The sequence below is a fragment of the Marilutibacter spongiae genome (assembly GCF_014145325.1).
In the GTDB taxonomy this organism is placed as follows: Bacteria; Pseudomonadota; Gammaproteobacteria; order Xanthomonadales; family Xanthomonadaceae; genus Marilutibacter; species Marilutibacter spongiae.
On record NZ_JACHTF010000011.1, the window covers coordinates 38143 to 62788 of the forward strand.

Consider the following 24646-nt stretch of genomic DNA (forward strand, 5'->3'; position numbering starts at 1 on the left):
TTTTCTATTCGGGAGCTGTGGGTCTGGCTCAGTCCGAGCCGTCGCCGATACCGGTCATGCCGAGGATGTTGTAGCCCGCGTCGACGTAGGTGATTTCGCCGGTGATGCCGGCGGACAGGTCCGAGGCGAGGAAGGCGGCGACGTTGCCGACGTCTTCGATGGTCACGGTCCTACGCAGCGGTGCGTTCTCTTCGACGTGGCCGAGGATCTTGCGGAATCCGGCGATGCCGGCCGCCGCCAGGGTCTTGATCGGGCCGGCGGAGATTGCGTTGACGCGGATGCCCTCCGGGCCGAGGTTGTAGGCCAGGTAGCGGACGTTGGCCTCGAGGCTGGCCTTGGCCAGGCCCATCAGGTTGTAGCCGGCCAGGGCGCGATCGGCGCCGAGGTAGGTGAGGGTCATGATGGAGCCGTTGCGTCCCTTCATCAGCGGGCGCGCGGCGTTGGCCAGCGCCGCCAGCGAGTACGACGACACGTCGTGGGCGACGGCGAAGTTCTCGCGCGTCAGGCCGTCCAGGAACTGCCCGGAAATCGCCTCTCGCGGGGCGAACGCGATCGCATGGACGAGGATGTCGAAGCCGTCCTCCCAGCGCTTGCCCAGTTCGGCGAAGCAGGCTTCGATCTGGGCGTCGTCGCTGACGTCGAGGGGCAGCACGATGTCGCTGCCAGCCTCCGCGGCTGCGGCTTCTACGCGCGACTTGAGCTTGTCGGTCTGGTAGGTGAACGCCAGCTCGGCGCCTTCGCGATGCATGGCCTCGGCAATGCCGGTGGCGATCGAACGCTGACTGGCAATGCCGGTGATCAGTGCGCGTTTGCCTTTCAGGAAACCCATGGAAACTCCCTCGGTGGTGGGGCATGGCCGCGATGGCGGCCGAGCAAACCCCTAGTCTAGAGGCTTCGCCGGGTCTGCGGGAGTCGCGACGCTGGATCGCTCGGCGATCCGCAGGCGTTGCCCGACCTGGAGCACGCTGTCGCGCGCGAGGTCGTTGCGCTGCAGCAGTTCCGATACCGACAGGTCGTAGCGCTTGGCGATCGTCCAGGGGTTCTCGCCCCGCGCGACGACATGGCCGGCGGGCAGCGGCGCTGCCTGTGCCATGTACGCCGAGGCATCGGCCATCGTGGCGGGGGCTGCAGGGGTGCCGGTCACTGCCGTCGTGCCCGGGCCCGCGGCGGCGAGCAGGTAGGCGGTGCCGGTGGCCGGCTGGCGGATGCGGCCGTCGGCATGCACCGGGTTCAGGCGCTGCAGGCGGGCGATGCTCTGCCCCGAGCTCGCGGCGAACTGGTCGATGCGCTGGGTGCCGTCGGGTACCGGGACGGCGCGCAAGCGGGCCACGGGCCGGTCGAGCGCCTTGAGCCAGTCTTCGTCGCGCCCGGCGCGGACGATCAGGCATGACAGCGCGTGGATCTTGCGCACGTAGGCCTGGGTGATGCCTGGCATGCCCGGCAACTGCTCCGGGCTGGCCTCGCGCGCGGCCAGGCCGTTGCGCCTGAGCGCGCCGAAGACCCGGTACTCGCCGGCGTTGTAGGCCATGACCGCGAGCCGCCAGTCGCCGGCGAACATCCCGTGCAGGGTCTTGATGTAGCGCACAGCCGCACGGGTGGAATCCACCGGCGACAGGCGTCCGTCGTAGTGGCTTGAGATCGGCACCTTGTGGTTGCGCGCGGTCAGCTTGATCATCTGCCACATGCCGGCGGGGCCGGCCGGACTGCGTGCCCCGGGCTTGTAGCCGCTCTCGACGAAGGGGATGAGTGCGTACTCGGTGGGCAGGTGCGACTCGCGCAGTTTGTCGACCACGTAGCCGAACAGGGGCAGCAGGGTGTCGTCGGGCTGGGCGAGGCGTTGGGGCGCCTGGGCGAAATGGCGGCTCCAGCGGTCGCTGACATCGTCGTCGCACTGGGAATCGGAGAGGCCGTCGCGGAACGCGTCGTAGATCTCGCGCCCGTTGCGCGTCGCCGGTGCGACCGGCGGCGGGGTGGCGGCGACCGGTTCGACCGCGGCGGGGGCGGGTTCGGCGGTGCCCGTCGGGGACGGCTCGGTGGCCAGCGCGGACGCAGCCATGCCCAGGCCGGTCAGGAACCCGGCCGCCCACGCGGTCGCGCGCCTCATGCGACGAACCCGTCCTTCCAGCGCCGCAGGGCGGCCAGGGTGGCGACATCGTCCCCGGCAGGCGTGCCCAGCCAGGCGCCGACCGCGGCCTTCACCGAGGGCGTGCCGCAGCGAAGGAACGGATTGCAGCGGCGTTCGTCGGCGAGCTTGCTGGGCAAGCTGGGTTGTCCGGACTGGCGCATGGCCTGGGCCTCCTCGGTGCGGTCCAGCAGGGCCGCATTGTCGGGTTCCACCGCCCGCGCGAACGCGGCGTTGGAGAGAGTGTACTCGTGGCCGCAGCACACGGCCGTATCGCCGGGCAGGGCGGCCAGGCGCATCAGCGATGCATGCATCTGATCCGGGGTACCTTCGAACAGCCGTCCACAGCCCAGGCTGAACAAGGTGTCGCCGCAGAACAGCCAGCTGTCTCCGTCCTTGGTGAGATGAAAGGCGATGTGGCTGAGGGTATGCCCCGGCACGGCGAGGACCGCCACGTCGATACCCAGCAGTTCCAGACGGTCCCCATCTCCCAGGGCATTGAGCGGAAAGGGAATCCTGTCGTCCAGCGGGCCGTGGACCGGCAGTCCCGGCCAGCGCTCCAGCAGGGCCTGGGTGCCGTCGATGTGGTCGTAGTGGTGGTGGGTCAGCAGGATCGCGGCCGGCTGCAGGCCCTGTTGCGCGGCGGCGAGTACCGGCCCGGATTCGCCCGGGTCGACGACGATGGCGCGCCCGTCCGCGTCCGACAGGGTCCAGATGTAGTTGTCCTGCCGGGACGGCAATGCCTGCAAGTGCATGGTGACGGCCCCCCTGGAATCGCGCAGAATCGGATGGACCCTTGTTCCTTCTGCCCGGGGTATGCCCGGACAGGTGGCCACCCGCCTGCCCACCAGTCGCGACCATGCCCGCGCTCCAGCCCACCCGTCAACCTGGAAACGCCGATCTGGGACATCCGTGGTTCGCGGGCCCGGCGGGGCAAGGCCTGCTCGCGGCCGAGAGCCGGGCGATGGCCCGGATGCTGGCGGCGATCCCCGCGTTGCCCTGGGTCTGGGTCGGCGTGGCCGGCGCGGCACCACCCCACCGGGACATCGGCCGGGGCATCTGCATGCACCGGGCGCCTGGCGGTTTCGCCGGCTCGGTGCGCTGTGGCTTGCCCTTGCCGCTCGCCAACGAGAGTTTCGGCGCGGTCCTGCTGCAGCATGTGCTCGACGACGGCTTCGCCGACACCGGCGCGGTCCTGTCCGAGTGCCGTCGGATCCTCGCCCCGGGCGGCGTGCTGTGGCTTGCGGCACTCAATCCCTGGAGCACCTATCGCGCGCGCTGGTGGCGCAGTGGCATGCGCGCGCGCGGTCCTGGCTATTGGCAGGCCGCGCTGGCGCGTGCCGGTTTCCCGGTCGATGCCGTCAGCCTTCAGTGGCTGGGCCCGCGCTGGCGGCCGGAGGATGCCGAGGCCGGCATCGGGGCCGCCGACCGGCTCCGCGCCGGGCTGGCGCTGACGGTCAGCAAGCGCGTGCATGCCGCGATCCCGCCCAACGCGGTCCGCAAGCTGCGCCTGCAGGCGGGCGTGGGGGCGATGCGCGCGCAACTGCGCGTGGTCGGGGATCCGGGCGGGGAGGGGTCTCAAAAGCCGGGCGGCCGTCCATAATGGCCGGATGACATCCGAAACCAAGAAGTCCGTCGAGATCCATACCGACGGCGCCTGCCTCGGCAATCCCGGCCCCGGTGGCTGGGCGGCCCTGCTGCGTTACCAGGGCCGCGAGCGCGAACTGAGCGGCGGCGAGGCCGATACCACCAACAACCGCATGGAGCTGATGGCGGCGATCGCCGGGCTGGAGTCGCTCAAGGAAGCCTGCGTGGTGTCGCTGACGACCGACTCGCAGTACGTGCGCCAGGGCATCACCCAGTGGATGGCCAACTGGGTCCGCCGCGGCTGGAAGACCGCGGGTGGCGATCCGGTCAAGAATCGCGATCTCTGGGAACGCCTGCATGCCGCCGCGCAGCGCCACCGCGTCGAGTGGCATTGGGTCAAGGGCCATTCCGGCCATCCCGACAACGAGCGCGTGGATGTGCTCGCACGCGACCAGGCGATCCGCTTCAGGCGTTCCTGAGCCCGCGCCTCGCCTGCTGAGACGGACGCTTGTTACCGTGTCCACGCCCCGCCAGAGAGTGATCCACACGACCGATGCGCCAAGTCATCCTTGATACCGAAACGACCGGCCTGAGCTGGGAACGCGGCAACCGGGTGGTCGAGATCGGCTGCGTGGAGTTCATCGAGCGGCGGCCGACCGGGCGAAATTTCCATCGCTACCTCAATCCCCGCTGCGAGTTCGAGGCCGGCGCGCAGGAGGTCACCGGGCTGACGCTGGAGTTCCTCGCCGACAAGCCCCTGTTCGAGGACATCGTCGAGGAGTTCCTCGAGTTCATCGACGGCGCGGAGCTGGTCATCCACAACGCGGCCTTCGACGTCGGCTTCCTGGACAACGAACTGCGCCTGGCGGGCAGCCAGTACGGCAAGTTGGCCGACCGCTGTGCGATCGAGGACTCGCTGCTGCTCGCGCGCCAGCGTTTCCCGGGCCAGCGCAATTCGCTCGATGCGCTGTGCAAGCGCCTGGGCGTGGACAACGCGCATCGCCAGTTGCACGGCGCGCTGCTCGATGCGCAGCTGCTGGCGGAGGTCTACATCGGGCTGACCTCGGGCCAGGAGGAGATCGGTTTCGGCAGCGATACCCGCGCCGCCGAGGCCGCCGCCGATGCGGTGGCCGCCTTCCAGGGCCGTAGCGAGCGCCCGCGCCCGCGCGTCGCGGTCGAAGCGGCCGAACTGGTCGCGCACGAGGCGCGCCTGCAGGTCCTGCGCGCGAAGGCCGGGCGTGCGATCTGGGACCCAGTGCCCGAAGAGGTGGCCAGCGAGTCCTGAGGCAGCCGCCGGTAGGCGTCAGTGGTTGCGGACCAGGACCACGGTGATGTTGTCCGAGCCACCGCCGTCCAGCGCCGCCGCGACCAGCGTATCGACGCATTCCTGGGCACTGCAGTCGTGCTGGGCGAGGACGCGGCCGATGGCGGTGTCCTCGACCTCCTCGGTCAGGCCGTCGCTGCACAGCAGCAGTTGCATGCCCGGTCGCAGTTCGCCGGTCATGGTTTCCACGTTCAGGTTGCGCGGGTCGGTGACGCCAAGCGCCTGGGTGACGACGTTGCGATGCGGGTGGCTGCGCGCCTGCTCGTGGGTGATCGCGCCGTTGGCGATCAGTTCCTGGACGTAGCTGTGGTCCTGGGATAGCTGGGCCAGGTGGCCATCGCGCCAGAGATAGACCCGGCTGTCGCCGACCCAGGCCACTTCGAACCGGTTGCCGGTGACGCGCGCGGCGACCACGGTGGTGCCCATCGGCAGGGCATCGTGGCGGCGGCGCGAGCTGCGGATGATCTCCTCGTCGGCGATGCGGATCGCCTGGGTCAGCGGCGTGCCGTCGCGGACTTCCCGGACGATGGTTTCGCGGGCAAGCGCACTGGCGATCTCGCCGTACTCGTGGCCACCCATGCCGTCGGCGACCAGCCACAGGCCCATCTCGCCATCGCCGTAGTAAGTGTCTTCGTTCAGCTCTCGGCGCAGGCCGGCGTGCGTCAGGTGTCCGAATTCGATCATGGGATGGGCATGCCGGTCGCGATTGTGCCTCTTGGACGGGGTAACGGAATCATCGACGGCAATCGGCCGCGTGGCAAGGAAATGCGTCAACGAAGCCGTTTGGCGGGCGTCGTCGGCCAGTACGGGAAGCCCTGCGCAAAAAAGACCCCGGCGGGGAGTGCGCCGGGGTATCCAAGGCCGGGGGCAGGATCAATGACGATGCCGGGGCAGGGCGCCCCGCGCGATCAGAAGGTCAGGCTCCACTCGTTGATGTAGCCCACGTCGCCGCCGGCGTTGTCGTTCACGCGGAGCTTCCAGGTCCCGTTGAGCGTCTCGCTCGACAGGTCCAGGGTGGCGCTGCCGATGATGTTGTCGGTGCCGCCGCCGGAACGGTTGGCGAGCAGGTAGGCGCTGCCGTCCGGTGCGACCAGGTCGACCCGCAGGTCGCCGCGGTAGGTATGGCGGATGTCCACCCTGATCACCGCGTCTGTCGGGGCCTTGCCGCTGCGACCGGAGACGCTGATAGCGCTTTCGACCTTGCGGTAGTCGCGAATGCCGACGTCGGCGGTGTTGGCGTAGGTCTGCCTGCCGGGATCGACCGGGTCGGTCGGCGGGTCGACGGGGTCGTTGCCGGTGACCGCGGCGACGGCGGCGGCCGCGTCGATCAGGCCCGGGCCGCAGCCACCAGGACACTTGGATGCCGCGATCGGGCGCGCGGTGTCGGCGAGGATCGTGCGGATCTGCGCCGGGGTTTTCGGCGTGGAGGCGGCGGACTGGATCAGCGCGACGATGCCGGCCACGTGCGGCGTTGCCATCGAAGTGCCCTGGAAGAAGGCGTAGCCATTGCCGGCGACCGTGGACAGGACGCCTTCCTCGTCGTGCGAGCGGGTGCAGGAGGGCGCCTGGTTGAGCGGCAGGAACTCGGTGCTGGGCGAGCAGGTCTCGCCACCCGGTGCGGTGATGTCGATCGTCGCGCCCCAGCTCGAGTAGAAGGCGCGGTTGCCCTTGTTGTCGCTGGCGGCCACCGAGATCACGTTGTTGCAGCTGGCCGGCGTCGCGTTGGCGACGTCGATGTTGCTGTTGCCGGCGGCGGCGACGACAACGCTGCCGTTTGCGATCGCGGTGTTGATTGCGTCCTGGTAGGCCGGCGTGTCGCTGCAGGGGCGGTCGCCGCCGAGCGAGAGATTGATGACCTCGGCCGGGTTGGCGTTGGCCGGCAGGCCGGCAACGCTGCCGCCGGAGGCCCAGATGATGCCGTCGGCGATGTCGGCGGTGTCGCCCAGGCCATCCTTGCCGAGGGCGCGGACCGGGACCACCTTGGCCTTGAAGGCGATGCCGGCGACGCCGGTACCGTTGTTGGTGACCGCGGCAATGGTGCCCGCCACGTGGGTGCCGTGGACGCCGGTCGTGCTGGCCGAGGCGTCGGTGGCGTCGGCGTCGCGCCCGTTGCCGTCCTGGCTGCCGCCGCAGCCGGCGGGCAGGCCGTAGCGGCTGCATTCGAAGCTGCTGCCGCCATTGACGCTGGAGACCATGTCGTAGCCGGGCAGGATGTTCGCATTCAGGTCGTTGTGGGCCACGATGCCCGAGTCGACCACCGCGACGACCACGCCGCTGCCGTCGGCCTGGTCCCAGGCGGCCGGCACGCGAGCGCCCGTCGCGCTGTTGGCGTAGTGCCACTGCTCGGCGAAGCGCGGATCGTTGGGCGTGGACAGCGCGCGCTGCTTGTAGTTGGGCTGGATGTACTCGACGTCCGGGTTGGCGGCGATCAGCCGCATCATCGCCTGCGCTTCGACGCGGTCGAGCTTGCGGTCGGTCCGCACCAGGTCGGCGCCGGTCGCCAGGCGACGTCCATGGCTGAAGCCCAGTGCCTTGCCCTTGCCGTTGCCGGCGCCGAGGGCGCCCAGGCTGCGGCCGTTGCCGCCCAGGCTGCGCATCATCGCGGCCGGGTTGCCGCGCTCCGGCGTGCCGGCACGATACTTGACGATGAACGAGTCGTACTCGGGTTCGGCGGCCGAAGCCACTCGGGCCGCGTTGAGGTCCTGTGCGGCAGCCGTGCCGCCAAGGAGGAGGCCTGCAGTCGCCATGGCGAGCAGGGTCCTGCGAAAACCGGGGTTGCTTCCTGAAGTCATCTCTACATCCTTATCGTGATGGAGTCGTCCGGAGTCCGGCGGGCCCTGGGCGGGTGCCGGATCCGGCGTGGCGGCCGGCAGCAGGAGGCTGCCGGGGGTCGTCCCTGGACGCCGGAGCAGCGGGGCCATGCACGTTGCGGTCCGCCCGCGTGCATGTCCCCCCGACCCGTTGCCGGAGGCGTGCGCGGCCAATCGCCTGCACGCCGGTGGACGCCCCGAGGAATAAGTCAGGCGCGACATCACGACCTCTGCGCTTCGGACTTTTGTTGATCTCGTTCTGATCAAAGCGTGCGCGGGATCGTGAAAATCCCGCCCGGGAGACGCCGAGGCTGAACGAGATGGCCGTATTTGCCGATCGGGGTGGGGGGGCGTGCGCGATCCGCGTTTAGGGGTACGTCCCTTCCCGACGCGGAGGTTGTCGATGACATCGAGGTTCAAGCCCGCCTGGCCCGGCAATGGCCACCGATACATCACCATCGGCGAGGTCAGGATGGACCTGTGTTATCGGACGCTTTCGATCGCCGGCGAGGACGTGGGCCTGCCGCAGCGTGCCTTCGACCTGCTGTGGCTGCTGGCCGCCGAACCCCACGCGCTTCACTACCGCGCCGACCTGCTCGACCGCCTTTGGCCGGGCCTGGTGGTGGAGGATGCAAACCTTTCGCAAAGCGCCTGGCTGCTCCGCAAGGCACTGGGCCCGGAGCGCAAGGGCTGGTTGAGGACCGTGGTGCGCGCGGGCTACGTGTTCGAACCGACCGACCCGGTGTGCGTGGTCGCCGTGGATTCGCCGATGGCGCCTGCGCCTGCCGCCGCCGGGGAGGCTGCGGCGAACGCCATGCCGGGCGATGTTCCGGTGGCGGGCGAAGCAGGCGTGGCCGCGACGGTGACGCCCACCCAGGCCAGGCGCGGCGGTCGCGGGTCGGGCAATGCGCTGCTGCGCTGGCTGAGCATCGGCGGTGGATGCCTGGTGTCCCTGATCACGCTGTTGGCGATCGCCCAGGAAGCGGCCACCGGTACGGGCGCGCCGGAGGAGGCCGACGAACGCCCCCGTGTCACCGAAGCCCGGCGCCGGCAGGCACCGCAATGGGAAAGCGTGTTCGCGACATCGACCCGCATCGACGGGCGCGGTGGTTGCGGTCCCGAGTCGCTCATGCGTGCCACGAGCCCCTGCGGCGAACTGGCCTGGGGCCGCTGACAGGGCAACGCCCCGCCCGGAACGGGTGGCGCGACCGGTCAGCGCGAAACGGCGAGCGGCCCTGCGGGCGTGGCCCGCTTCCGATGGGCGATCCGTGCCGCGCGCACCGTGTTGCAGTTCAGGCGCGCGACCTTGGTGGCGTCCTGGTAACCGCCGGCGACGAGGAACAGCACGGGCAGCCGGCGTTCGCGGGCCATCGTGAACACCGCCAGGTCGCGACGGAACATCTCGCCCGTGCGCAGCCTGAGCTGGCTCTTGGGGTCGTGCACGTGGCAGTCCGCCCCGGCCTGGTAGATGAGAAGGTCGGGCGCGACGTCGTCGATGATGCGCCCGACCCCGTCGAGGACACGCGCGTAGCGCGCGAAGCCTTCCTCGCGCGAGACATGGAAGGCCCACGATCGCGTGCCGCCCCGGCATCCGAAGCGCGTGCCGAAGATCGAGACCGCGAACAGGTTGGGCATGCGCGCGGCGAACTCCTCGGTGCCGTTGCCGCCGTGCTCGTCGCAGTCGACGACCAGAACTTTCAACGTGGGGTGGGCATGCGCGACGAGGGCCAGGCCGTTGATCGCGCAGAAGCCGCTGCCCGCCAGCGGGTGCGCATGGTGGAAGCCCCGTGCGATGTTCATCGCGATGCCGGCCGGATGCGCGAGGCACCGGTCGACGGCGGCCAGTTGTCCACCCAGCATCGAGAGCGTGGCGTCGCGAACCCGGGGCGTCCAACGGATGCCCTGACGCGAGGCCAGTGGCTCGCGGCCATCGAGGAACGCCTGCAGGTAGGTGGGGTCGTGAAGGCCGTCCAGCTGCGCCGGCCGGACGGGCGTCGCCGGCTGCAGGTCGACCAGGGCGAGGCGCTGGAGCAGGTCGCGGGTCGCGCGCAGTCGCGCCAGCAAGGGCTCCTCGCCGGGCGCATAGGCGTCGCTATAGAACGCCGGGATGCGCATCGAGCAGGTCCTTGGCGTATCGGTGCAGGTCGTTCCAGCCTGTGGTGCCGGGCGACAGCATGTTGCCGGTGCGTTGCCGCTGGAACTGCATGCCGAACGCACGGGCGCGATGTGCCGGGGAGACCGAAAGGGTGGATATCCGCAGGAAACGCACGCGCGCGAGCGCGGAAAGCGCGAACACCTCTCCATGCGGGTGGCGCGACAGGGGTTGCGCGCCTGGCGCCGGTTCGAGCGCGGCGATGCTGCCAGGAGGGATCGGCACGCGGCAGATCTGCGCCGGGCCGACGAACATCGCCGAGTGCGACTCGCCCAGCGCGACCTTCTCCACCAGCACCGGCCGGCCGTCGCCATCCACGAACAGGTTGACGCGGCCACCGCGGCGGATCTTGCCGTGCGCGATCTCCAGGAAGAATTCCTCGGCCTGCGAGCAACTGCCGATCTCGGGTTTGTCGGGCATGGGCGGCAATGGCGACAGCGGCGAGGCGCGGCGATGCAGGATCGCCTCGACCAGCGCCAGCACGACGCGACTCTCCTCGCGCTCGAGGCGCGCGCCGACGGCACGCACGCGCTCGTCGAGGTCCAGCAGCGACGCGCCGCCCGGCAGCCCGGCAAGCGCGTGCCGGAGCGCGTCCGGCGCCTGCCCCAGGTCGCGCCAACCCCCTGGCCAGCCATGGCGCCGGGCGTGCAGGCCGATGCCATGGGCGCGCCGGGCGTCGATGTCGCGGAAGACGCGCAGGTCGGCGGGATCGCAGGGGTCGACCGGCGTGTTGATCGACTGCGACAGGAAGCGCGTGGCCTGGGTCAGGCCACAGCCTCGCCGGTCGGTGCCATGCGCCGGATGCTCGTCGAGCATCTCGCACAGGGTCCGGCAGAGCGGAAGACCCGCCGCATCGAAGGCCTCGACCAGTTCGTGCGACATGGTCAATGGATCGAGAGCAGGAGCGCGCGCACCAGTTGCGATGCCTGTGCGCGGTCGCGCGCATCGATGGTGAAGGCGGGCACCGGTCGGGGCCACGCCGCGGTCTCGCGCCGAATGGCGTCGAGCCTGAAGCCCGGCGCCAGGTCGGCCTGGGTGATGCCCACGACCACGGCCATGCCGGGGTCCACCGCCGCCACGGCATGCAGCCAGTGGCGGCACTCGGCGGCGATATCGGGACTGGCGGCATTCAACAGCAGGATCACGCCGAGCGCGCCATTGAAGATGATCGGGCGCATGTGGCTGAAGTGCTCCTGGCCCGGCAGGCCGTACAGCTGCAGCGGCGTGCCGTCGTCGAGCAGCACGGTGGCGAAGTCCAGCGCGACCGTGGTGGTGGTCTTCTCGCCCATGGCGCCGTCGCTGAGCGGCATTTCGGTCGAGACCGGCGGGGTGCCGGCGAGCGTGCGCAGGGCGGTGGTCTTGCCGGCGCCGACGGGGCCGGCGAAAACGAACTTGAAACTCTGGTGCTGCAAAATGGCGTCCTCGATGATTCCGTTCGTGGGCTAGCCCAGCTCCGGGGCCAGGCCGAATCGACGTGCGATCGCCCCCCAGATGCCGGTTCGCGAAGGCTTGCGGGATGAGGGGGCGGGGGAAGCGCGGGGCGCCGGCCCGGCCGACTGCAGCAGGTCCGAAGCGGCCAGTGCCCACAGCAGCGCGCCGACCTCCGATGCACTGGTGGTCCTGCCCATGGCGCTTTCCAGTGCCGTCGGCGTGCAGCTGTCGGCGGTGAGGGCGCTGGCCAGGTGCATCAGCCGGGCCATTGAGGGCAGCGATCCGAAATCCGGCCACGTCTCCAGGCGGTATTGACCGGTGGGGAAGGGCGGCAGGAGCTGCCGGCCCCGTTGGGTGGCGGCGATCAGGAAGGGTTCAAGCCCGGCGAATGCACACTGGGCCGGCACCAGGTTGGCCGCGTTGCCGAGGCTGACCGTCCAGCCCGGCTTGCAGAAGTTGTCCTGGGCATGGAGCAGGTCCGAATGGGTCGGGGCATAGGCCCGGCCCGAGTCGGGATCGATGAGGACCGACACGCTGCCCAGCGCGATGGTGACGCGCTTGCCGCGAAGGCGTGGCGAGGCGAGCACGCAGGGCAAACGCTCCTGGGTGTCGGACTCGGTCGCCTCCTCGGCGCCGGCATTGCTTTCCAGCAGTTCCACCAGCAGTTTCACCAGGCGGGCAGCCGGCACGTCGCAGGCGACCGCATGATCGCCGTCCTGTCCGGGCGGCGCCTCGTCGCCAAGCATCGTCACCACGGGGGTGCCGCGCTTTCGCGCCAGGGCCATCGCCTGCGCGCCATAGGCGTCCTCGCCGGCGGCCACCAGCAGGTGGCAGCGGGTGCCATCCCAGGCCTCGACGCGGGCATTGATCTTGTAGGCGGCCAGCAGCTTGGCCGCGAGTCTCACGCGCTTCTCGGAATCGTCGCAGAGCGCGGCTGTACGAATGTCGTAGTGCATCAGCTCGCTTGCCGTTCGGTCGTGCAGGAGGACATCCGGGGCGGCGGCTCGCGCCGCCCCGGACGGGACGCGTTCGATCAGGAGAAGTCGAGCGTCTTCTCGAACGTGCGCAGCTCATGGCGGGCCATGGCCAGGTTGGAGCGCGCGCGGTCCAGCACGACGTAGAGGAACAGCTTCTGGTTGGACTCCAGCGGGCGGATCAGGTGGTACTGCTTGGTCAGGTTGATCAGGATGTCTTCGATCGTATCGTTCAACTTGAGTGCGTTGGCGACCTTGCGCTTGGCGCGGATCACTTCCGAGTTGCCGGCGGCGGCCAGCTCCAGGTTCACGCCGGTGCCATCGCCGGCCAGCATCATGCCGCTGTCGGCGTCGACCAGCGCGGAGGCCACGTAACCGTCGAGCTCGCGCAGGGGTTCCATCGAAATCTTTGCCATGGTTCTTCTCTTCTCTTCTCTTCGGGTGGGTTGAAACGGGGTGGACTCCATCCCTGGAGCGAGAGGCGTTTGCCTGTCAGGCGCGGTCCAGGACCGATGCCAGTTCGCTTGCCGCGTCCAGCGCGAAGCGCAGGGCCATGGCGAAGGTTTCCGACCTGTCGGCGGACAGGCAGAGGGTGTAGGCGCCCTTGGAGGAGGGCACGCGCACGATGACGATGCTTCCCTGTTCCGAGGCGATGCTGGTGTAGCCCGCCGGGCTGTGCAGGGTTTCGCGGGAGAACGACTCGCCCAGGGCCAGCAGCGAGCTGGCGATGGCGGCGATCCGCGCTGGGACCAGTTCCACATTGGCGCGGGCGGCGTGGGCGATCGCGCGGCCATCCGCGGTCGCCATCACGGTATGCATCACGCCTTGCGTGGCCTGCAGGCGCCGCTCGAGCACGGCCGAACAAGCGCTGGACGTGGGGTCGATGGGTGATGCGGTTCGGGTGGACGGGGCGGAGGGTGCGGAAGCGGGGGAAAGCGAAGTCATGGGGGCCTGCATGTGAAGGACGTGCACCCGCGAACGGGTCTGCGGGCAGTTACGCAAACGCCATGCCAATTTGTGACCAAGGTCAAGTTAATTTTGTGAAATCAAGGCGCTCTTGTTGTGCGACGTGGTTTGTCCCCGGGACATCCCGCGCGCGTCGCGATCGCGCGCCCGTTGCGTGCCATCGCGGGGTGGGGTGCCCTCGCAGGGCATAAGCTGACGTAGGGCGGCTTGAAATGACTAGCGCTGTCATTATTTGCCGCATCGGGCGGCGGCGTGCGCGTGGGCGACGGCTGCCTGGCCACCGCAAGACAGCGGGCCGGCGCCGGCTGGAGGGGATGCGTCGGCGGCTGCGCCGGACGTTTCGCCCGCGCACAAAAAAACCCTTGCAAGCAAGGGTTCTTTGCAAAACTGGCGGAGAGGGGGGGATTCGAACCCCCGAGGCGCTATTAACGCCTGCCTGATTTCGAATCAGGTACATTCAACCGCTCTGCCACCTCTCCGGTGCCTGGCCGGCGGTCGATCTCGCCGGGCGCGGGGGCGTCATCATACGGTTGGACGCGGCGGCCGGCAAGCCTCTTCGCAAGGCGTCGCATGGCGCCGGTGGCCGGTGCGCAGGGCAGGCCGTCCGGGGCCCGCGTTACACTGCGCCCTCACTCCATCAGGTGCTTCCCCGATGTCCGAAATCCTCGTCCCCGTCTCCTTTGGCGAACTGCTCGACAAGATCGCGATCCTGCAGATCAAGTCCGAGCGCATGAGCGACGAGGCCAAGCTGGCCAACGTGCGCAAGGAGCTGTCGGCCCTCGAGCAGACCTGGATGGCGCACCCCGCGGCCGGCAACGACATCGTCCGCCTGCGGGCCGATCTCAAGGCGGTCAACGAGCGCCTGTGGGTGATCGAGGACGACATCCGCGTCAAGGAGAAGGCGCAGGCCTTCGATGAGGCGTTCATCAAGCTCGCCCGCAGCGTGTACTTCGAGAACGACGAGCGCGCCCGCATCAAGAAGGACATCAACCTCGCCCTGGGCTCGTCCTATGTCGAGGAAAAGTCCTACCAGGACTATGGCGCCGGCCAGGGCGCGAGCTGACCACGACCCCGGCCGGGCTGTCGGTCAAGCGGTCGCGACGCGGTCCACGCGGCACAGGTAACAGCCGTGGCGCGCGTGGTGCAGGTGCAGGAACTCGATCTCTCCGCGTTCGAGCATCGCCCTGATGCAGGCTTCCAGCGCGTCGCCGGGCACCACGTCCGCGTCGAGCAGGTCGCCGTTCGTGCCATAGCCCCTGACCGAAAGCAGCTTGCTGCGGAAACGCGGCGGCACCTCGTCGATGCCGGGGCTGGCCCTGCGCGCATGCCTGCGCACGAAGATCGCGCCCGACGCGCGGTAGGGCGAGGGGCTGACGTGGTGCGGATGGGCGACCAGCAGCACCTCTTCGCCGACGTCCGCGTCGACCAGGCTGACCCGGCACGGGTAGGTGCGCGGCCGGTCGGCCACGAAGCGTCGTGCGCCACGCGCGGCGAGCGCGGTGTCGTCGAGTTCGAAAAGGGCCGCGAAGGGGTCGGGGGGCAGGGCGGCGATGCGAAAGCGGGGGGGCGTGGCCATGGGGGCGCTCCGTGTGGGGGAGCGTCATCCTCGCGCGATGCCAGCGTGCGTTCTCGCCGTTTCCGGACGTCGAAGTCGACGGTCCGCCAGGCTCATCTCGCCAGCGCGTAGGCCGCGATCGCGAACGCCAGCAGGGCGGCGGTGACCGCGATCACGGCGATGGCGTTGGCCCGGCGCAGGCTTCTCTCCTGCGCCGCGAGCGCGTGGCGCAGGCCGAGCAGGGTGTTCTCCAGCTCCTGCGAGGCGCGCGTCAGCGTCGCCAGGGTCTGCTCCATCTCGGCGGCGACGGTCTTGATGGCCTGGTCGTTTTGCAGGACCGCGTCCTGGAGTTCGGCGATCTGCTTGGGTACCTGCGAGGGCTCGGCGTTGCGGGTGAACATCGGCCGCGCGGCGCGCACCAGTTCCGGCAGCAGCGGGGCCATGACGGTGAACCAGGAGGCCATCAGCTCTGCTCCAGTGTCGAAGGGGTGGGGTGGTCGGCGCGATGGCGTTCGAAGGCGGCGATCGCGTCGTCGACGCCGACCAGGTCCATCACGCCCGGATGTTCGACCTTGGTGCCCCAGCGCAGCGCGGCGGCGGGCTTGCCCAGGTAGCGGCGCGCGGCGTCGTCGTAGCGGTCGACGCAGTAGCGGCGGTCGCTGTAGGGGCCGCTGCGGGCGGGGTCGGTCGCCGCGTGCAGGCCCAGGACGCGGGTGCCCATCGCGTTGGCGATGTGCATCGGTCCCGAGTCGGGGGTGACCAGCAGGTCGGCGCGGGCCAGCAGGGCCGGCAACTGCTTGAGCGTGTCCCGGCCCACCAGGTCCAGCACCGGGTGGCGCATGGTCGCGACGATGGCATCGGCGGTCGCGCGCTCGAGTTCGCTGCGTCCACCGCACAGCACCACCCGCCAGCCTTTCCCGGCGGCATGGTCGGCCAGGGCCGCGTAGCGCTCGGCGCGCCAGTTGCGCAGCGGATGGCTCGAGCAGGGCGAGACCATCAGCGTCGGGCGGCCGTCGGCGGGCCACTGCGCGGCGGCCCATTCGAAGGCCTCGGGCGGTACCGGCAGGTTCCAGCGCACGTCCCCGCGCTGGAGGCCAAGGGGCTCGCAGAAGCTGCCCAGCACGTCGAGCACGTGCGGGCCCGGGCGGTCGGGGATGCGCTCGTTGACGAACAGGCCGTGCAGCTCCTTGGCGCGGCGCCGGTCGTAGCCGACCCGACGGCGCGCCGGGATGAAGGCCGACAGCAGGTTGGCGCGGGCGGCGAGCTGCATCTGCAGCAAGGCGTCGAAGCGCGGCGCATCGCCGAGCCAGCGACGCAGCTCGCGCCTGACCGCGCGCATGCCGGCCAGGCCGCTCTTCTTGTCGTATTCGATGAAGTCCACGCCCGGCAGGCCATCGAGCAGGCGGCGCTCGCCGCGACCGATCACCCAGGCCAGGCGGACGCCCGGCCACGCCGACTGCAGGGTATGGACCAGGGGCAGCACGTGGGTCACGTCGCCCAGCGCGGACAGGCGCAGCAGGCAGATCGAATCCGGGGCGCGGGCGCTAGGTGAATGGGGCGTTGTAATTGTTAGACTCCAAGGCAATGACCGGCTACGACGCCACCGAGGGATTGACGCCATTCCGGGACGATACCGGGTACGGCGCGATTCTGTTCGACCTGGAGCGCGTGCGACAAGTCGCGCCGGAGTGGTTTTCGCCCGCGTTCTGGGGCGACAAGGCCCGCGCCGTCGAGAGCGGCGGCCGCGGCGGGGCCTGGTTCGTCGACACGCCCGTCGGCCCGGCGGTGCTGCGGCGCTACCTGCGCGGCGGCGTGGCGGCCCATTTCAGCCGCGATCGCTACTGGTGGCACGGGTCCAACCGCACCCGCAGCTTCGCAGAGTTCCGCCTGACCCGCAGCGTGATCCGCCGCGGCCTGCAGGTGCCGCGCCCGATCGCGGCCTATTACCGGCGCGAGGGCCTGCGCTACCAGGCCGCGATCCTGCTCGACCGCATCGAGGACGTGCGCTCGCTGGCCGACCGGGCCGCGGTGGCCGCCGACGGCGCACCGTGGGAAGCCGCCGGGCGGCTGGTGGCGCGAAGCCACCGGATCGGCCTCGACCACGCCGATCTCAACGCGCACAATCTGCTGTTCAACTCGGCGGGCACCGGCTGGGTCATCGACCTGGACCGCGGCGAACTGCGGATCCCGGCGACGGGTTGGCGCGAGCGCAACCTGTCGCGGCTGCAGCGTTCGCTGCTCAAGCTGCGCGGCGAGCGCCCCGTCGAGGACGTGCAACGTGATTACGCGCGCCTGCGCTCGGCCTACGATGCGGTCTGGGCGCGCGGATACTGAGGTGACCGTGCAGGAAGACAACGCGGGGCCAGGGGAGGCCGGGATGGAGTGGAACCTGCGGTTGCAGGGCGTGGGCAACGCCGCGGCGGTGGAGCTCGGCTCCGCGATGGCGACCATCGAGCGCGACGGCGCGCCCTGGCTCAGCATCGACTGCGGCGCCGAAGGCCTGACCGCGTTCATGGCCCACTACGGCCATCCGCCGCGCGCTCTGTTCATGACCCACGCGCACATGGACCACGTCGCCGGTTTCGAGCGCCTGTTCATCGACAGCCTGTTCGACGCCCGATGGCGGGGCCGGGTGAGGGTATACGTACCGGCGCCGCTGGTGCCCCTGCTGCACCAGCGCGTGGGCAGCTACCCGAATGCCCTGGCCGAAGGCGGCGTCAACTTCTGGGACGCCTTCCAGATGATCCCGGTCGGCGACCACTTCTGGCACGAGGGCGAGCGACTGGAGGTCTTCGCGACGCGCCACCACTGGCCCGACAGCGCGTTTGGCCTGCGCCTGCGGGGCAGCCTGGTGTGGACCGGCGACACCCGGCCGATCCCCGAGCAGCTGGCGCGTTGGGCCGACGCCGACGAACTGGTCGCGCACGATTGCGCGCTGGTCGGCAACCCGTCGCACAGCGGCATCGACGACCTCGAACGCGAATACCCCGCGGCGCTGCTGGCGCGCTGCGCGCTCTACCACTACGCCAGCCTGGAGGACGCGCGCGCGCTGCGTGCCCGAGGCTATCGCGTGCTCGACCCGGGCGAAGTGGTGCCCTTGCGCCCGCCGGTGGCCCTGCCGGTGGAGCATGCATGAACACCCCCGCGACGCCCGCCGGCCGGCAAGGGGAGGAGGGGCGCCTGCGCGACCGCCTGGATAGACCGCTCCGCGACCTGCGGCTGTCGGTCATCGAAGCCTGCAACTTCCGGTGTCCATATTGCATGCCCGCCGACGAGGTGCCGGCCGACTACGGCTTCGACGCCGCCACGCGCCTGTCCTTCGACCAGATCGAGACCCTGGTGGGGGCCTTCGTCCGCCTGGGCATGCGCAAGCTGCGCCTGACCGGCGGCGAACCCCTGCTGCGCCGCGACCTGCCCACGCTGGTCGCGCGGCTCGCGCGCATCGACGGCATCGAGGACATCGCCCTGACCACCAATGGCGTGCTGCTGCCGCGCCACGCGGCCGCCCTGCGCGCGGCGGGCCTGGACCGGGTGACGATCAGCCTCGACGCGCTGGATCCGGAGCTGTTCCGTACCCTGTCGGGCGGTCGTGGCGACGTCGCCCAGGCGCTCTCCGGCATCGAGGCCGCGCGCGCCGCCGGCTTCCCGGTCATCAAGTTGAACTGCGTGGTCCAGCGCGGCGTGAACGAGCACCAGGTCCTGCCGCTGGTCGAGCGCTTCCGCGACAGCGGCATGGTGCTGCGCTTCATCGAGTACATGGACGTGGGCACCTGCAACCATTGGCGCCGAGAACGCGTGGTGCCCTCGGCCGAGCTGCGCGACGCCATCCACGCGCGCTGGCCGCTGCAGGCACTGGATCCCCACTACCGCGGCGAAGTCGCCGACCGTTACGGCTTCCTGGACGGTCGTGGCGAGATCGGCTTCGTCAGTTCGGTCAGCGCACCGTTCTGCGGCGACTGCCACCGCGCGCGGGTGTCGGCGGACGGTCGTATGTACACCTGCCTGTTCGCCGGCGATGGCCATGACCTGCGCGTGGCGCTGGCCGGAGGCGAGGACGCGCTGGTCGAGCGCCTGGCCACGATCTGGGGCGCACGCGCGGACCGCTACAGCGAGATCCGCGGCGAGGCGGGCGGCTCGCGCCGGCACGTGGAGATGTTCCTGGTGGGCGGTTGAGTCCATCGTCTGCTGGAAGCTGCAGTCTTTCGCCATCGCGGTCACAATGGCGCCATGAAGAAGCCCGCGTCCCCCCGCCCGGCGAGAGCCCGTGCCGCCCTGACCCATCTCGACGCCCAGGGTCGCCCGGCCATGGTCGACGTATCCGGCAAGGCGGTCACGCCGCGCGAAGCCCGCGCCGAATGCCAGGTCCGCTTCCCGGCCGACGTCGCCTCGCAATTGCGCGAAAGCGGCCTGCGCAGCGCCAAGGGCGGCATCGTCGACACCGCGGTCATCGCCGGCACCATGGCGGTCAAGCGGACCCATGAGCTGATTCCGTTCTGCCATCCGCTGCCGATCGACGGCTGCCGGATCGCCGTCGACTGGGACGGCGACAATCGCTTGCGCATCGAATGCAGCGTGCGCACCACGCATCGCACCGGCGTGGAGATGGAGGCGTTGACCGGCGCCACGGTGGCGGCGTTGACCGTCTACGACATGTGCAAGGCACTGTCGCATCGCATCGTGCTCGGCCCGGCGAAGCTGTTGGGCAAGCGGGGCGGCAGGCGCGACGTGGGGACGCTGGCATGAGCGTGCAGTTGAGCGTGCTGTACTTCGCCAGCCTGCGCGATGCCGCCGGTCGCGCCGAAGAGACGGTGCTGTGCGATGCCGTCGACCTGCGTGGCCTGTACGCCGGACTGCAGGCGCGCCATGGCTTCACGTTGCCGGTCGAGCGCCTGCGCGTGGCCGTCGACGGCGAGTTCGCGCGCTGGTCGGACGCGCCGCGCGCGGGCAGCGAGGTCGCCTTAATCCCGCCGGTGTCGGGAGGCTGAGGTAGATGCACGGATTCCGGCTGGCCGCCGCGCCCTTCGACATCGCGCCACTGCGCGAGGCCCTGCTCGATCCGCGCGCGGGGGCCTTCGCCAGCTTCGAGGGCTGGGTCCGCAACCACCACGACGGTCGTGCGGTCGACGGCCTGTATTACGAAGCCTATCCGGCGCTGGCCGAGCGCGAGGGCGATGCCGTGCTGGCCGAGGCCCGCGCGCGCTTCGCGATCGTCGATGCGTGCTGCGTGCATCGGCACGGCGAGCTGGCCATCGGCGAGCTGGCGGTCTGGGTGGGCGTCAGCGCCGCCCACCGCGACGCGGCCTTCGATGCATGCCGTTACATCATCGACGAGGTCAAGGCGCGCGTGCCGATCTGGAAACGCGAGCGGTACACCGACGGCGAAGCCGGCTGGCTGCACCCGGCACCGGGTCGCTGACACTCCATGAACGAACGGCCCTGCCGGCAATGGGCCCCCAAGCGAAGAGGACTGGACATGCGCTTTTCCGCATCAGGGCAATCAATCGGCGTGCTGAGTCGCGCCGGGCTCACGGCCTGCCTGCTGGCCTTGCCGCTGGCTGGGGTGGCGGGCGACCTGCTGGTTGGCAACAAGTCCGCCGACACGGTCTGGCGGCTGTCGACCGAGGACGGGCGTCGCGTGGGCGCCATCGACACCGGGGTTTCGCCGCATGAGATCGCGGTGAGTCCCGACGGTCGCCGCGCGCTGGTCACCAACTACGGCGGCGACGCGGCGGGGAACAGCCTCACCCTGATCGACCTGGAGGGCGGGGAGGCGCCACGCGCGATCGCCCTGGGCGAGAACGGCAGGCCGCATGGCGTGCGTTTCCTGCCCGATGGCAAGCGGGCGGCGGTCACCACCGAGGCCAGCGGCGCCCTGCTGCTGGTCGACGTGGACGCGGGCGAGGTGGTCGCGCGCATCGGTGTCGGCGACGGCACCGGGCACATGGTCGCGATCGACGAGGCGGGCGACACCGCCTACGTGAGCAAGATCGCGGCCGGCACGGTGAGCCGGGTCGATCTCGGCGCCGAAGAGAAGACACTGGAACGGCCGAGCGGCGAGGGCGCCGAAGGCATTGCCGTCCGGCCCGGCAGCGGGGAGGTCTGGGTGAGCAATCGCGCGGCCGGCACGGTCACAGTGCACGACCCGGACAGCCTGGACCTGCTGCACACACTGGAGAGCCCAGGTTTTCCGATCCGCGTGGTGTTCACCGCCGACGGCGACCGCGCGCTGGTCACCAATGCGCGTGCGGCCGAACTGGCCGTGTTCGATGCGGGCGACAAGACGCGCATGGCGACCGTCAAGCTGCTGCGCGAGGGCGCCCGGTACCGGGAGACCCTGCTGGGCCGCGACGCCCTGCCGATCGGCGTGATCGCCGACCCCCAGCGCCCGCGCGTGTACGTGGCGATCAGCGGCGCCGACGAGATCGCCGTGATCGACACCGCCACCTGGCGCGTGATCGACCACTGGCCCACCGGCCGCGAGCCCGACGCCCTGGCCCTCACCCACTGACCCACCGAAACGGCGTCCCGGCAGGGTGGCCCCGCAAGCATCAGCGCCCATGCCCATGTCCTGGGCCCCAGTCGGCAGTCTGCTCCACCCAGCCCCCCTTGGTAAGGGGGGCGCGCCGAAGGCGCAGGGGATTGGAATGGCGAACCGCCGGGGCCCACGATACGCACCGCGTATCGTGGGATGCACATGCGCAGCGTGTGCAATTACGCGGGGGATCGGAAGAGCGGTCGGCCGGGGTCCACGATTCGCGACGCGGATCATCGGCTTTCCACGAGCGGCCTGATACCGATCAGACTTCCTCCGCGCAAAAACATGGAGGAAAGCCCCCTTGGTAAGGGGGCGCGCCGAAGGCGCGGAGATTGGATAAGCGATCCGCCGGGGCCCAAGATACGCGAAGCGGATCTTGGGATGCACATGCGCAGCGTGTGCAACGGCGCGGGGGATCGGATAAGCGAACCGCCGGGGCCCACGATACGCACCGCGTATCGTGGGATGCACATGCGCAGCGTGTGCAATTACCGAGCAAGAAGTGCAAGCGCTCCAGCCCAGCCCCCCTTGGTAAGGGGGGCGCGCCGAAGGCGCGGGGGATCGGATAAGCGAACCGCCGGGGCCCACGATACGCACCGCGTATCGTGGGATGCACATGCGCAGCGTGTGCAACGGCGCGGGGGATTGGAAGAGCGGTCAGCCGGGACCCACGATTCGCGGAGCGGATCGTGGGATGCACATGCACATGCGCAGCGTGTGCAATGACCGAGCAAGAAGTGCAAGCGCTCCAACCCAGCCCCCCTTGGTAAGGGGGGCGCGCCGAAGGCGCGGGGGATCGGATAAGCGAACCGCCGGGGCCCACTATACGCACCGCGTATCGTGGGATTTTCACGCGAAGCGTGAAAAAGGCGGCGGCCCCGCCAACGATCCTCGGCACCCGCGTCGATCGATACCGTTGCTGCCTTCCGGCCCTGGCGGGGTTTTCGACCTAGCGTCGCGAGGGGCCGACGGGGCCACCATGGGACAGGTGCGCGGCACCTGCCTTTCGACTCTGACTACATGCGTCCACGAACCGGCGACCACAAGGGCACCCGGGGGCATGGAGCGGCAAATATGGCGGAGAGAGGGGGATTCGAACCCCCGAAGCGCGGTTTAGACGCTTACACACTTTCCAGGCGTGCTCCTTCAACCACTCGGACACCTCTCCGCTGGACCCCCGCGCCGGCGCAAACCGGCCCGCGGGGGGCGCAAAGTCTAACCCTGGCGGGGTCCTGCCACAAGCGGCGGCGTTCAGTCGCGGCGGGGCTGGACGGGCATGGCACACTATGGAGGTCTGCCCGGGCGGCGGCCGTGCCGGTCGCCCCCTCCCGGCGTAATCCGAGGTTCGTCTCCAGCCCATGTCCTACCTGGTCCTTGCTCGAAAGTGGCGCCCCCGGCGATTCGCCGAACTGGTCGGCCAGGAACACGTGGTCAAGGCGCTCACCAACGCCCTCGATTCGGGCCGCATCCACCATGCCTTCCTGTTCACCGGTACCCGCGGCGTCGGCAAGACCACGATCGCGCGGATCTTCGCCAAGTCGCTGAACTGCGAACAGGGCACCTCCGCCGATCCCTGCGGCGAGTGCGCGTCGTGCAAGGACATCGACGCCGGCCGCTTCATCGACCTGCTGGAGATCGATGCCGCGTCCAACACCGGCGTGGACGACGTCCGCGAGGTCATCGACAACGCGCAGTACATGCCCAGCCGGGGCCGGGTGAAGGTCTACCTGATCGACGAGGTCCACATGCTGTCCAAGAGTGCGTTCAACGCGCTGCTGAAGACGCTCGAGGAACCGCCGGGCCACGTGAAGTTCCTGCTCGCGACCACCGACCCGCAGAAGCTGCCGGTGACGGTGCTGTCGCGATGCCTGCAGTTCAACCTCAAGCGCCTGGACGAGGCGCAGATCACCGGGCAGATCAACAGGATCCTCGAAGCCGAGGGTATCCCCGCCGAGGCGGGTGCCGTGCGCCAGATCGCCCGGGGCGCCGACGGCAGCCTGCGTGACGGCCTGTCGCTGCTCGATCAGGCGATCGCCTACACCGGCGCGGGCAGCGACGGCGCCGTGCTCCAGGACGCCGCGGTGGCGACGATGCTGGGCACGGTCGACCGTACGCGCGTCGGCGAGCTGCTGGCCGCGCTGGCGGATGCCGACGGCGAGCGGATGCTGGCCGAAGTGGCGACCCTGGCGGAGTTCTCGCCGGACTGGGCGGGCGTCCTGGACGCCTTCTCCGAGGCCCTGCACCGCGTCCAGGTGCGGCAGCTGGTGCCTTCGGCCGAGGTCGAGACCGACGGCCTGGACATCGACGGCCTGGCCGAGCGCCTGCGCCCGGAAGTGGTCCAGCTCTGGTACCAGATGGCCCTGGGCGGGCGTCGCGACCTGGGCTATGCGCCGAGTCCGCGGGCCGGGTTCGAGATGAGCCTGCTGCGGATGCTGGCCTTCCGTCCCGCCGGCGACGCCGACAGCCACGCCGCGCCCCAGCCGCGCGACGGGTCGTCGCGCGCGGGCAGGGTCGCGGCCAGTGCCGGGGCCGCCGACCCGGAACCCGAGCCACGACGCGCGGGCTCCGAACCCGATCCCGAGCCCGCTCCCACCCTGGACGCCCCGCCGTCGCGACCGGCGGTGGACGTGGGATCCCACGTCGTCGCCGGGCCGGAACCGGAAGAAGTTCGCGAGCTGCCGGTGGCGTCGCCTCCATTCGCTGCGGAACCCGTGCGCGTGCCCCGACCGGAGCCCGGCGTCGTCACGCATTCGCATGACGCGCCACGGGCCGCGGTCGCCGCGGCGGGGCCGGTGCTTGCCGATGCCGACGACTGGCATGCGCTGGTCGAGAGCCTGTCCGGCTTGAGGGGACCGGCGAAACTGCTCGCCGAACACGCGGTCTTCGTCTCCCATGCCGATGGCGTGCTGGTGCTTGCCCTGGCCGACAACGACGAACACCTGCGCATGCCGATGACCGTCGACCAATTGTCGACCGCGCTGGAAGCGCGACTGGGCGCGGCCCCCCAGGTACGCTTCGAGGCGGCCCGCGCGCTCGACGACTCGCTGCATGCGCGCAAGGCGCGCGCGCGCGACGAGCGGCAGTCGGCCGCCGAGGCGATCTTCATGAACGATCCGGAGGTGCAACGATTGATCCAGCAGCACGGCGCGACCGTGGTGCCCGATTCGATCCGTCCCTTCGATGGCTGAAC

General features: G+C 70.2%; 27 protein-coding genes, 2 tRNA genes and 1 other RNA gene. 13 read left to right on the forward strand and 17 right to left on the reverse strand.

Annotation, left to right across the window (positions count from 1 at the left end; translation table 11 throughout):
• Nucleotides 1-28: 28 nt before the first annotated feature.
• Genes H4F98_RS10910 through gloB form a run of 3 tightly spaced genes read right to left on the reverse strand, consistent with a single transcriptional unit; the run spans nt 29 to nt 2877 of the window.
• Complete coding sequence (locus H4F98_RS10910) at nt 29-829, reverse strand: enoyl-ACP reductase FabI (RefSeq protein WP_182687591.1); 801 nt, start codon at nt 827-829, stop codon at nt 29-31.
• A 51-nt stretch (nt 830-880) separates the two neighbouring features.
• The gene (locus H4F98_RS10915) at nt 881-2104 is read right to left on the reverse strand and encodes a lytic transglycosylase domain-containing protein (protein ID WP_182687593.1); all 1224 of its coding nucleotides are present in this window, start codon (nt 2102-2104) and stop codon (nt 881-883) included.
• A complete protein-coding gene (gene gloB / locus H4F98_RS10920) occupies nt 2101-2877 on the reverse strand; it encodes a hydroxyacylglutathione hydrolase (RefSeq protein ID WP_182687594.1) in 777 nt (258 codons plus the stop codon). Before gloB ends, H4F98_RS10915 begins: the two co-directional genes overlap by 4 nt.
• 209 nt (nt 2878-3086) lie before the next feature.
• Between gloB and H4F98_RS10925 the strand changes: the two genes are divergently transcribed.
• The 3 genes from H4F98_RS10925 (at nt 3087) to dnaQ (ending at nt 4994) form a co-directional block, all read left to right on the forward strand.
• Nucleotides 3087-3725 carry a methyltransferase domain-containing protein gene (locus tag H4F98_RS10925; RefSeq protein WP_182687596.1) on the forward strand — a complete coding sequence of 213 codons (639 nt, stop codon included), beginning with the start codon at nt 3087-3089 and terminating at the stop codon, nt 3723-3725.
• Nucleotides 3726-3732: 7 nt separating this feature from the next.
• The gene (gene rnhA, locus H4F98_RS10930) at nt 3733-4188 is read left to right on the forward strand and encodes a ribonuclease HI (RefSeq protein WP_182687598.1); all 456 of its coding nucleotides are present in this window, start codon (nt 3733-3735) and stop codon (nt 4186-4188) included.
• Nucleotides 4189-4262: 74 nt separating this feature from the next.
• Entirely contained in the window at nt 4263-4994 is a 732-nt protein-coding gene (gene dnaQ, locus H4F98_RS10935; RefSeq protein WP_182687601.1) for a DNA polymerase III subunit epsilon, read from the forward strand.
• Nucleotides 4995-5012: 18 nt separating this feature from the next.
• Here the strand turns inward: dnaQ and H4F98_RS10940 are convergent, their stop codons facing one another.
• Nucleotides 5013-5717, reverse strand: coding sequence for a PP2C family protein-serine/threonine phosphatase (locus H4F98_RS10940; RefSeq protein WP_141517800.1), 705 nt, complete (start codon nt 5715-5717; stop codon nt 5013-5015).
• A 224-nt stretch (nt 5718-5941) separates the two neighbouring features.
• Nucleotides 5942-7825, reverse strand: a complete 1884-nt coding sequence (locus tag H4F98_RS10945; protein WP_220479187.1) for a S8 family serine peptidase — start codon at nt 7823-7825, stop codon at nt 5942-5944.
• Between the two features lie 421 nt (nt 7826-8246).
• Here H4F98_RS10945 and H4F98_RS10950 point away from each other — a divergent pair, with 421 nt between their 5' ends.
• Nucleotides 8247-9017: a winged helix-turn-helix domain-containing protein gene (locus H4F98_RS10950; RefSeq protein ID WP_182687602.1), complete on the forward strand. Its 771-nt coding sequence runs from the start codon at nt 8247-8249 to the stop codon at nt 9015-9017.
• 38 nt (nt 9018-9055) lie between these two features.
• Here H4F98_RS10950 and H4F98_RS10955 read toward each other — a convergent pair whose 3' ends face one another.
• The 7 genes from H4F98_RS10955 to H4F98_RS10985 form a co-directional block, all read right to left on the reverse strand.
• Entirely contained in the window at nt 9056-9958 is a 903-nt protein-coding gene (locus tag H4F98_RS10955) for an arginase family protein (protein ID WP_182687604.1), read from the reverse strand.
• Nucleotides 9936-10877 carry a hypothetical protein gene (locus H4F98_RS10960; RefSeq protein ID WP_182687606.1) on the reverse strand — a complete coding sequence of 314 codons (942 nt, stop codon included), beginning with the start codon at nt 10875-10877 and terminating at the stop codon, nt 9936-9938. Before H4F98_RS10960 ends, H4F98_RS10955 begins: the two co-directional genes overlap by 23 nt.
• A 2-nt stretch (nt 10878-10879) precedes the next feature.
• On the reverse strand, nt 10880-11407 hold the full coding sequence (locus H4F98_RS10965) for a GTP-binding protein (protein WP_182687608.1): 528 nt from the start codon (nt 11405-11407) through the stop codon (nt 10880-10882).
• Nucleotides 11408-11437: 30 nt separating this feature from the next.
• Nucleotides 11438-12331, reverse strand: coding sequence for a hypothetical protein (locus H4F98_RS10970; RefSeq protein WP_182687610.1), 894 nt, complete (start codon nt 12329-12331; stop codon nt 11438-11440).
• A 128-nt stretch (nt 12332-12459) separates the two neighbouring features.
• A complete protein-coding gene (locus H4F98_RS10975) occupies nt 12460-12816 on the reverse strand; it encodes a roadblock/LC7 domain-containing protein (RefSeq protein WP_182687612.1) in 357 nt (118 codons plus the stop codon).
• Between the two features lie 76 nt (nt 12817-12892).
• Nucleotides 12893-13255 carry a roadblock/LC7 domain-containing protein gene (locus H4F98_RS10980; RefSeq protein WP_182687614.1) on the reverse strand — a complete coding sequence of 121 codons (363 nt, stop codon included), beginning with the start codon at nt 13253-13255 and terminating at the stop codon, nt 12893-12895.
• A gap of 499 nt (nt 13256-13754) precedes the next feature.
• Nucleotides 13755-13845: transfer RNA gene (locus H4F98_RS10985), tRNA-Ser, on the reverse strand.
• 173 nt (nt 13846-14018) lie between these two features.
• Here H4F98_RS10985 and H4F98_RS10990 point away from each other — a divergent pair.
• On the forward strand, nt 14019-14429 hold the full coding sequence (locus H4F98_RS10990) for a DUF6165 family protein (RefSeq protein ID WP_182687616.1): 411 nt from the start codon (nt 14019-14021) through the stop codon (nt 14427-14429).
• Between the two features lie 24 nt (nt 14430-14453).
• Here H4F98_RS10990 and H4F98_RS10995 read toward each other — a convergent pair whose 3' ends face one another.
• The 3 genes from H4F98_RS10995 to H4F98_RS11005 form a co-directional block, all read right to left on the reverse strand.
• The gene (locus H4F98_RS10995) at nt 14454-14942 is read right to left on the reverse strand and encodes a DUF1203 domain-containing protein (RefSeq protein ID WP_182687618.1); all 489 of its coding nucleotides are present in this window, start codon (nt 14940-14942) and stop codon (nt 14454-14456) included.
• Between the two features lie 92 nt (nt 14943-15034).
• Complete coding sequence (locus H4F98_RS11000; protein WP_182687620.1) at nt 15035-15385, reverse strand: hypothetical protein; 351 nt, start codon at nt 15383-15385, stop codon at nt 15035-15037.
• Complete coding sequence (locus tag H4F98_RS11005; protein ID WP_343064763.1) at nt 15385-16488, reverse strand: glycosyltransferase family 9 protein; 1104 nt, start codon at nt 16486-16488, stop codon at nt 15385-15387. The genes H4F98_RS11000 and H4F98_RS11005 overlap by 1 nt, the downstream gene beginning before the upstream one ends.
• Nucleotides 16489-16505: 17 nt before the next feature.
• Between H4F98_RS11005 and H4F98_RS11010 the strand changes: the two genes are divergently transcribed.
• Genes H4F98_RS11010 through H4F98_RS11040 form a run of 7 tightly spaced genes read left to right on the forward strand, consistent with a single transcriptional unit; the run spans nt 16506 to nt 21429 of the window.
• Complete coding sequence (locus H4F98_RS11010) at nt 16506-17255, forward strand: 3-deoxy-D-manno-octulosonic acid kinase (protein ID WP_182687624.1); 750 nt, start codon at nt 16506-16508, stop codon at nt 17253-17255.
• Nucleotides 17256-17298: 43 nt separating this feature from the next.
• Entirely contained in the window at nt 17299-18057 is a 759-nt protein-coding gene (locus H4F98_RS11015) for an MBL fold metallo-hydrolase (protein WP_182687755.1), read from the forward strand.
• Nucleotides 18054-19094, forward strand: coding sequence for a GTP 3',8-cyclase MoaA (moaA, locus tag H4F98_RS11020; protein WP_182687626.1), 1041 nt, complete (start codon nt 18054-18056; stop codon nt 19092-19094). Before H4F98_RS11015 ends, moaA begins: the two co-directional genes overlap by 4 nt.
• Nucleotides 19095-19148: 54 nt before the next feature.
• Complete coding sequence (moaC, locus tag H4F98_RS11025; RefSeq protein WP_182687627.1) at nt 19149-19664, forward strand: cyclic pyranopterin monophosphate synthase MoaC; 516 nt, start codon at nt 19149-19151, stop codon at nt 19662-19664.
• Nucleotides 19661-19906: a MoaD/ThiS family protein gene (locus H4F98_RS11030; RefSeq protein WP_182687629.1), complete on the forward strand. Its 246-nt coding sequence runs from the start codon at nt 19661-19663 to the stop codon at nt 19904-19906. Before moaC ends, H4F98_RS11030 begins: the two co-directional genes overlap by 4 nt.
• Before the next feature lie 5 nt (nt 19907-19911).
• Entirely contained in the window at nt 19912-20337 is a 426-nt protein-coding gene (locus tag H4F98_RS11035; protein ID WP_182687631.1) for a molybdenum cofactor biosynthesis protein MoaE, read from the forward strand.
• A gap of 57 nt (nt 20338-20394) precedes the next feature.
• Nucleotides 20395-21429, forward strand: coding sequence for a YncE family protein (locus H4F98_RS11040; RefSeq protein ID WP_182687633.1), 1035 nt, complete (start codon nt 20395-20397; stop codon nt 21427-21429).
• Nucleotides 21430-22331: 902 nt separating this feature from the next.
• Here the strand turns inward: H4F98_RS11040 and ffs are convergent.
• An RNA gene (ffs, locus tag H4F98_RS11045) (signal recognition particle sRNA small type) lies at nt 22332-22428 on the reverse strand.
• A gap of 103 nt (nt 22429-22531) precedes the next feature.
• Nucleotides 22532-22624 (reverse strand) — tRNA-Ser (locus tag H4F98_RS11050).
• 190 nt (nt 22625-22814) lie between these two features.
• On the opposite strand from H4F98_RS11050, the gene dnaX reads away from it, so the two are divergent.
• Nucleotides 22815-24644, forward strand: a complete 1830-nt coding sequence (gene dnaX, locus H4F98_RS11055) for a DNA polymerase III subunit gamma/tau (RefSeq protein WP_182687635.1) — start codon at nt 22815-22817, stop codon at nt 24642-24644.
• Nucleotides 24645-24646: the final 2 nt, after the last annotated feature.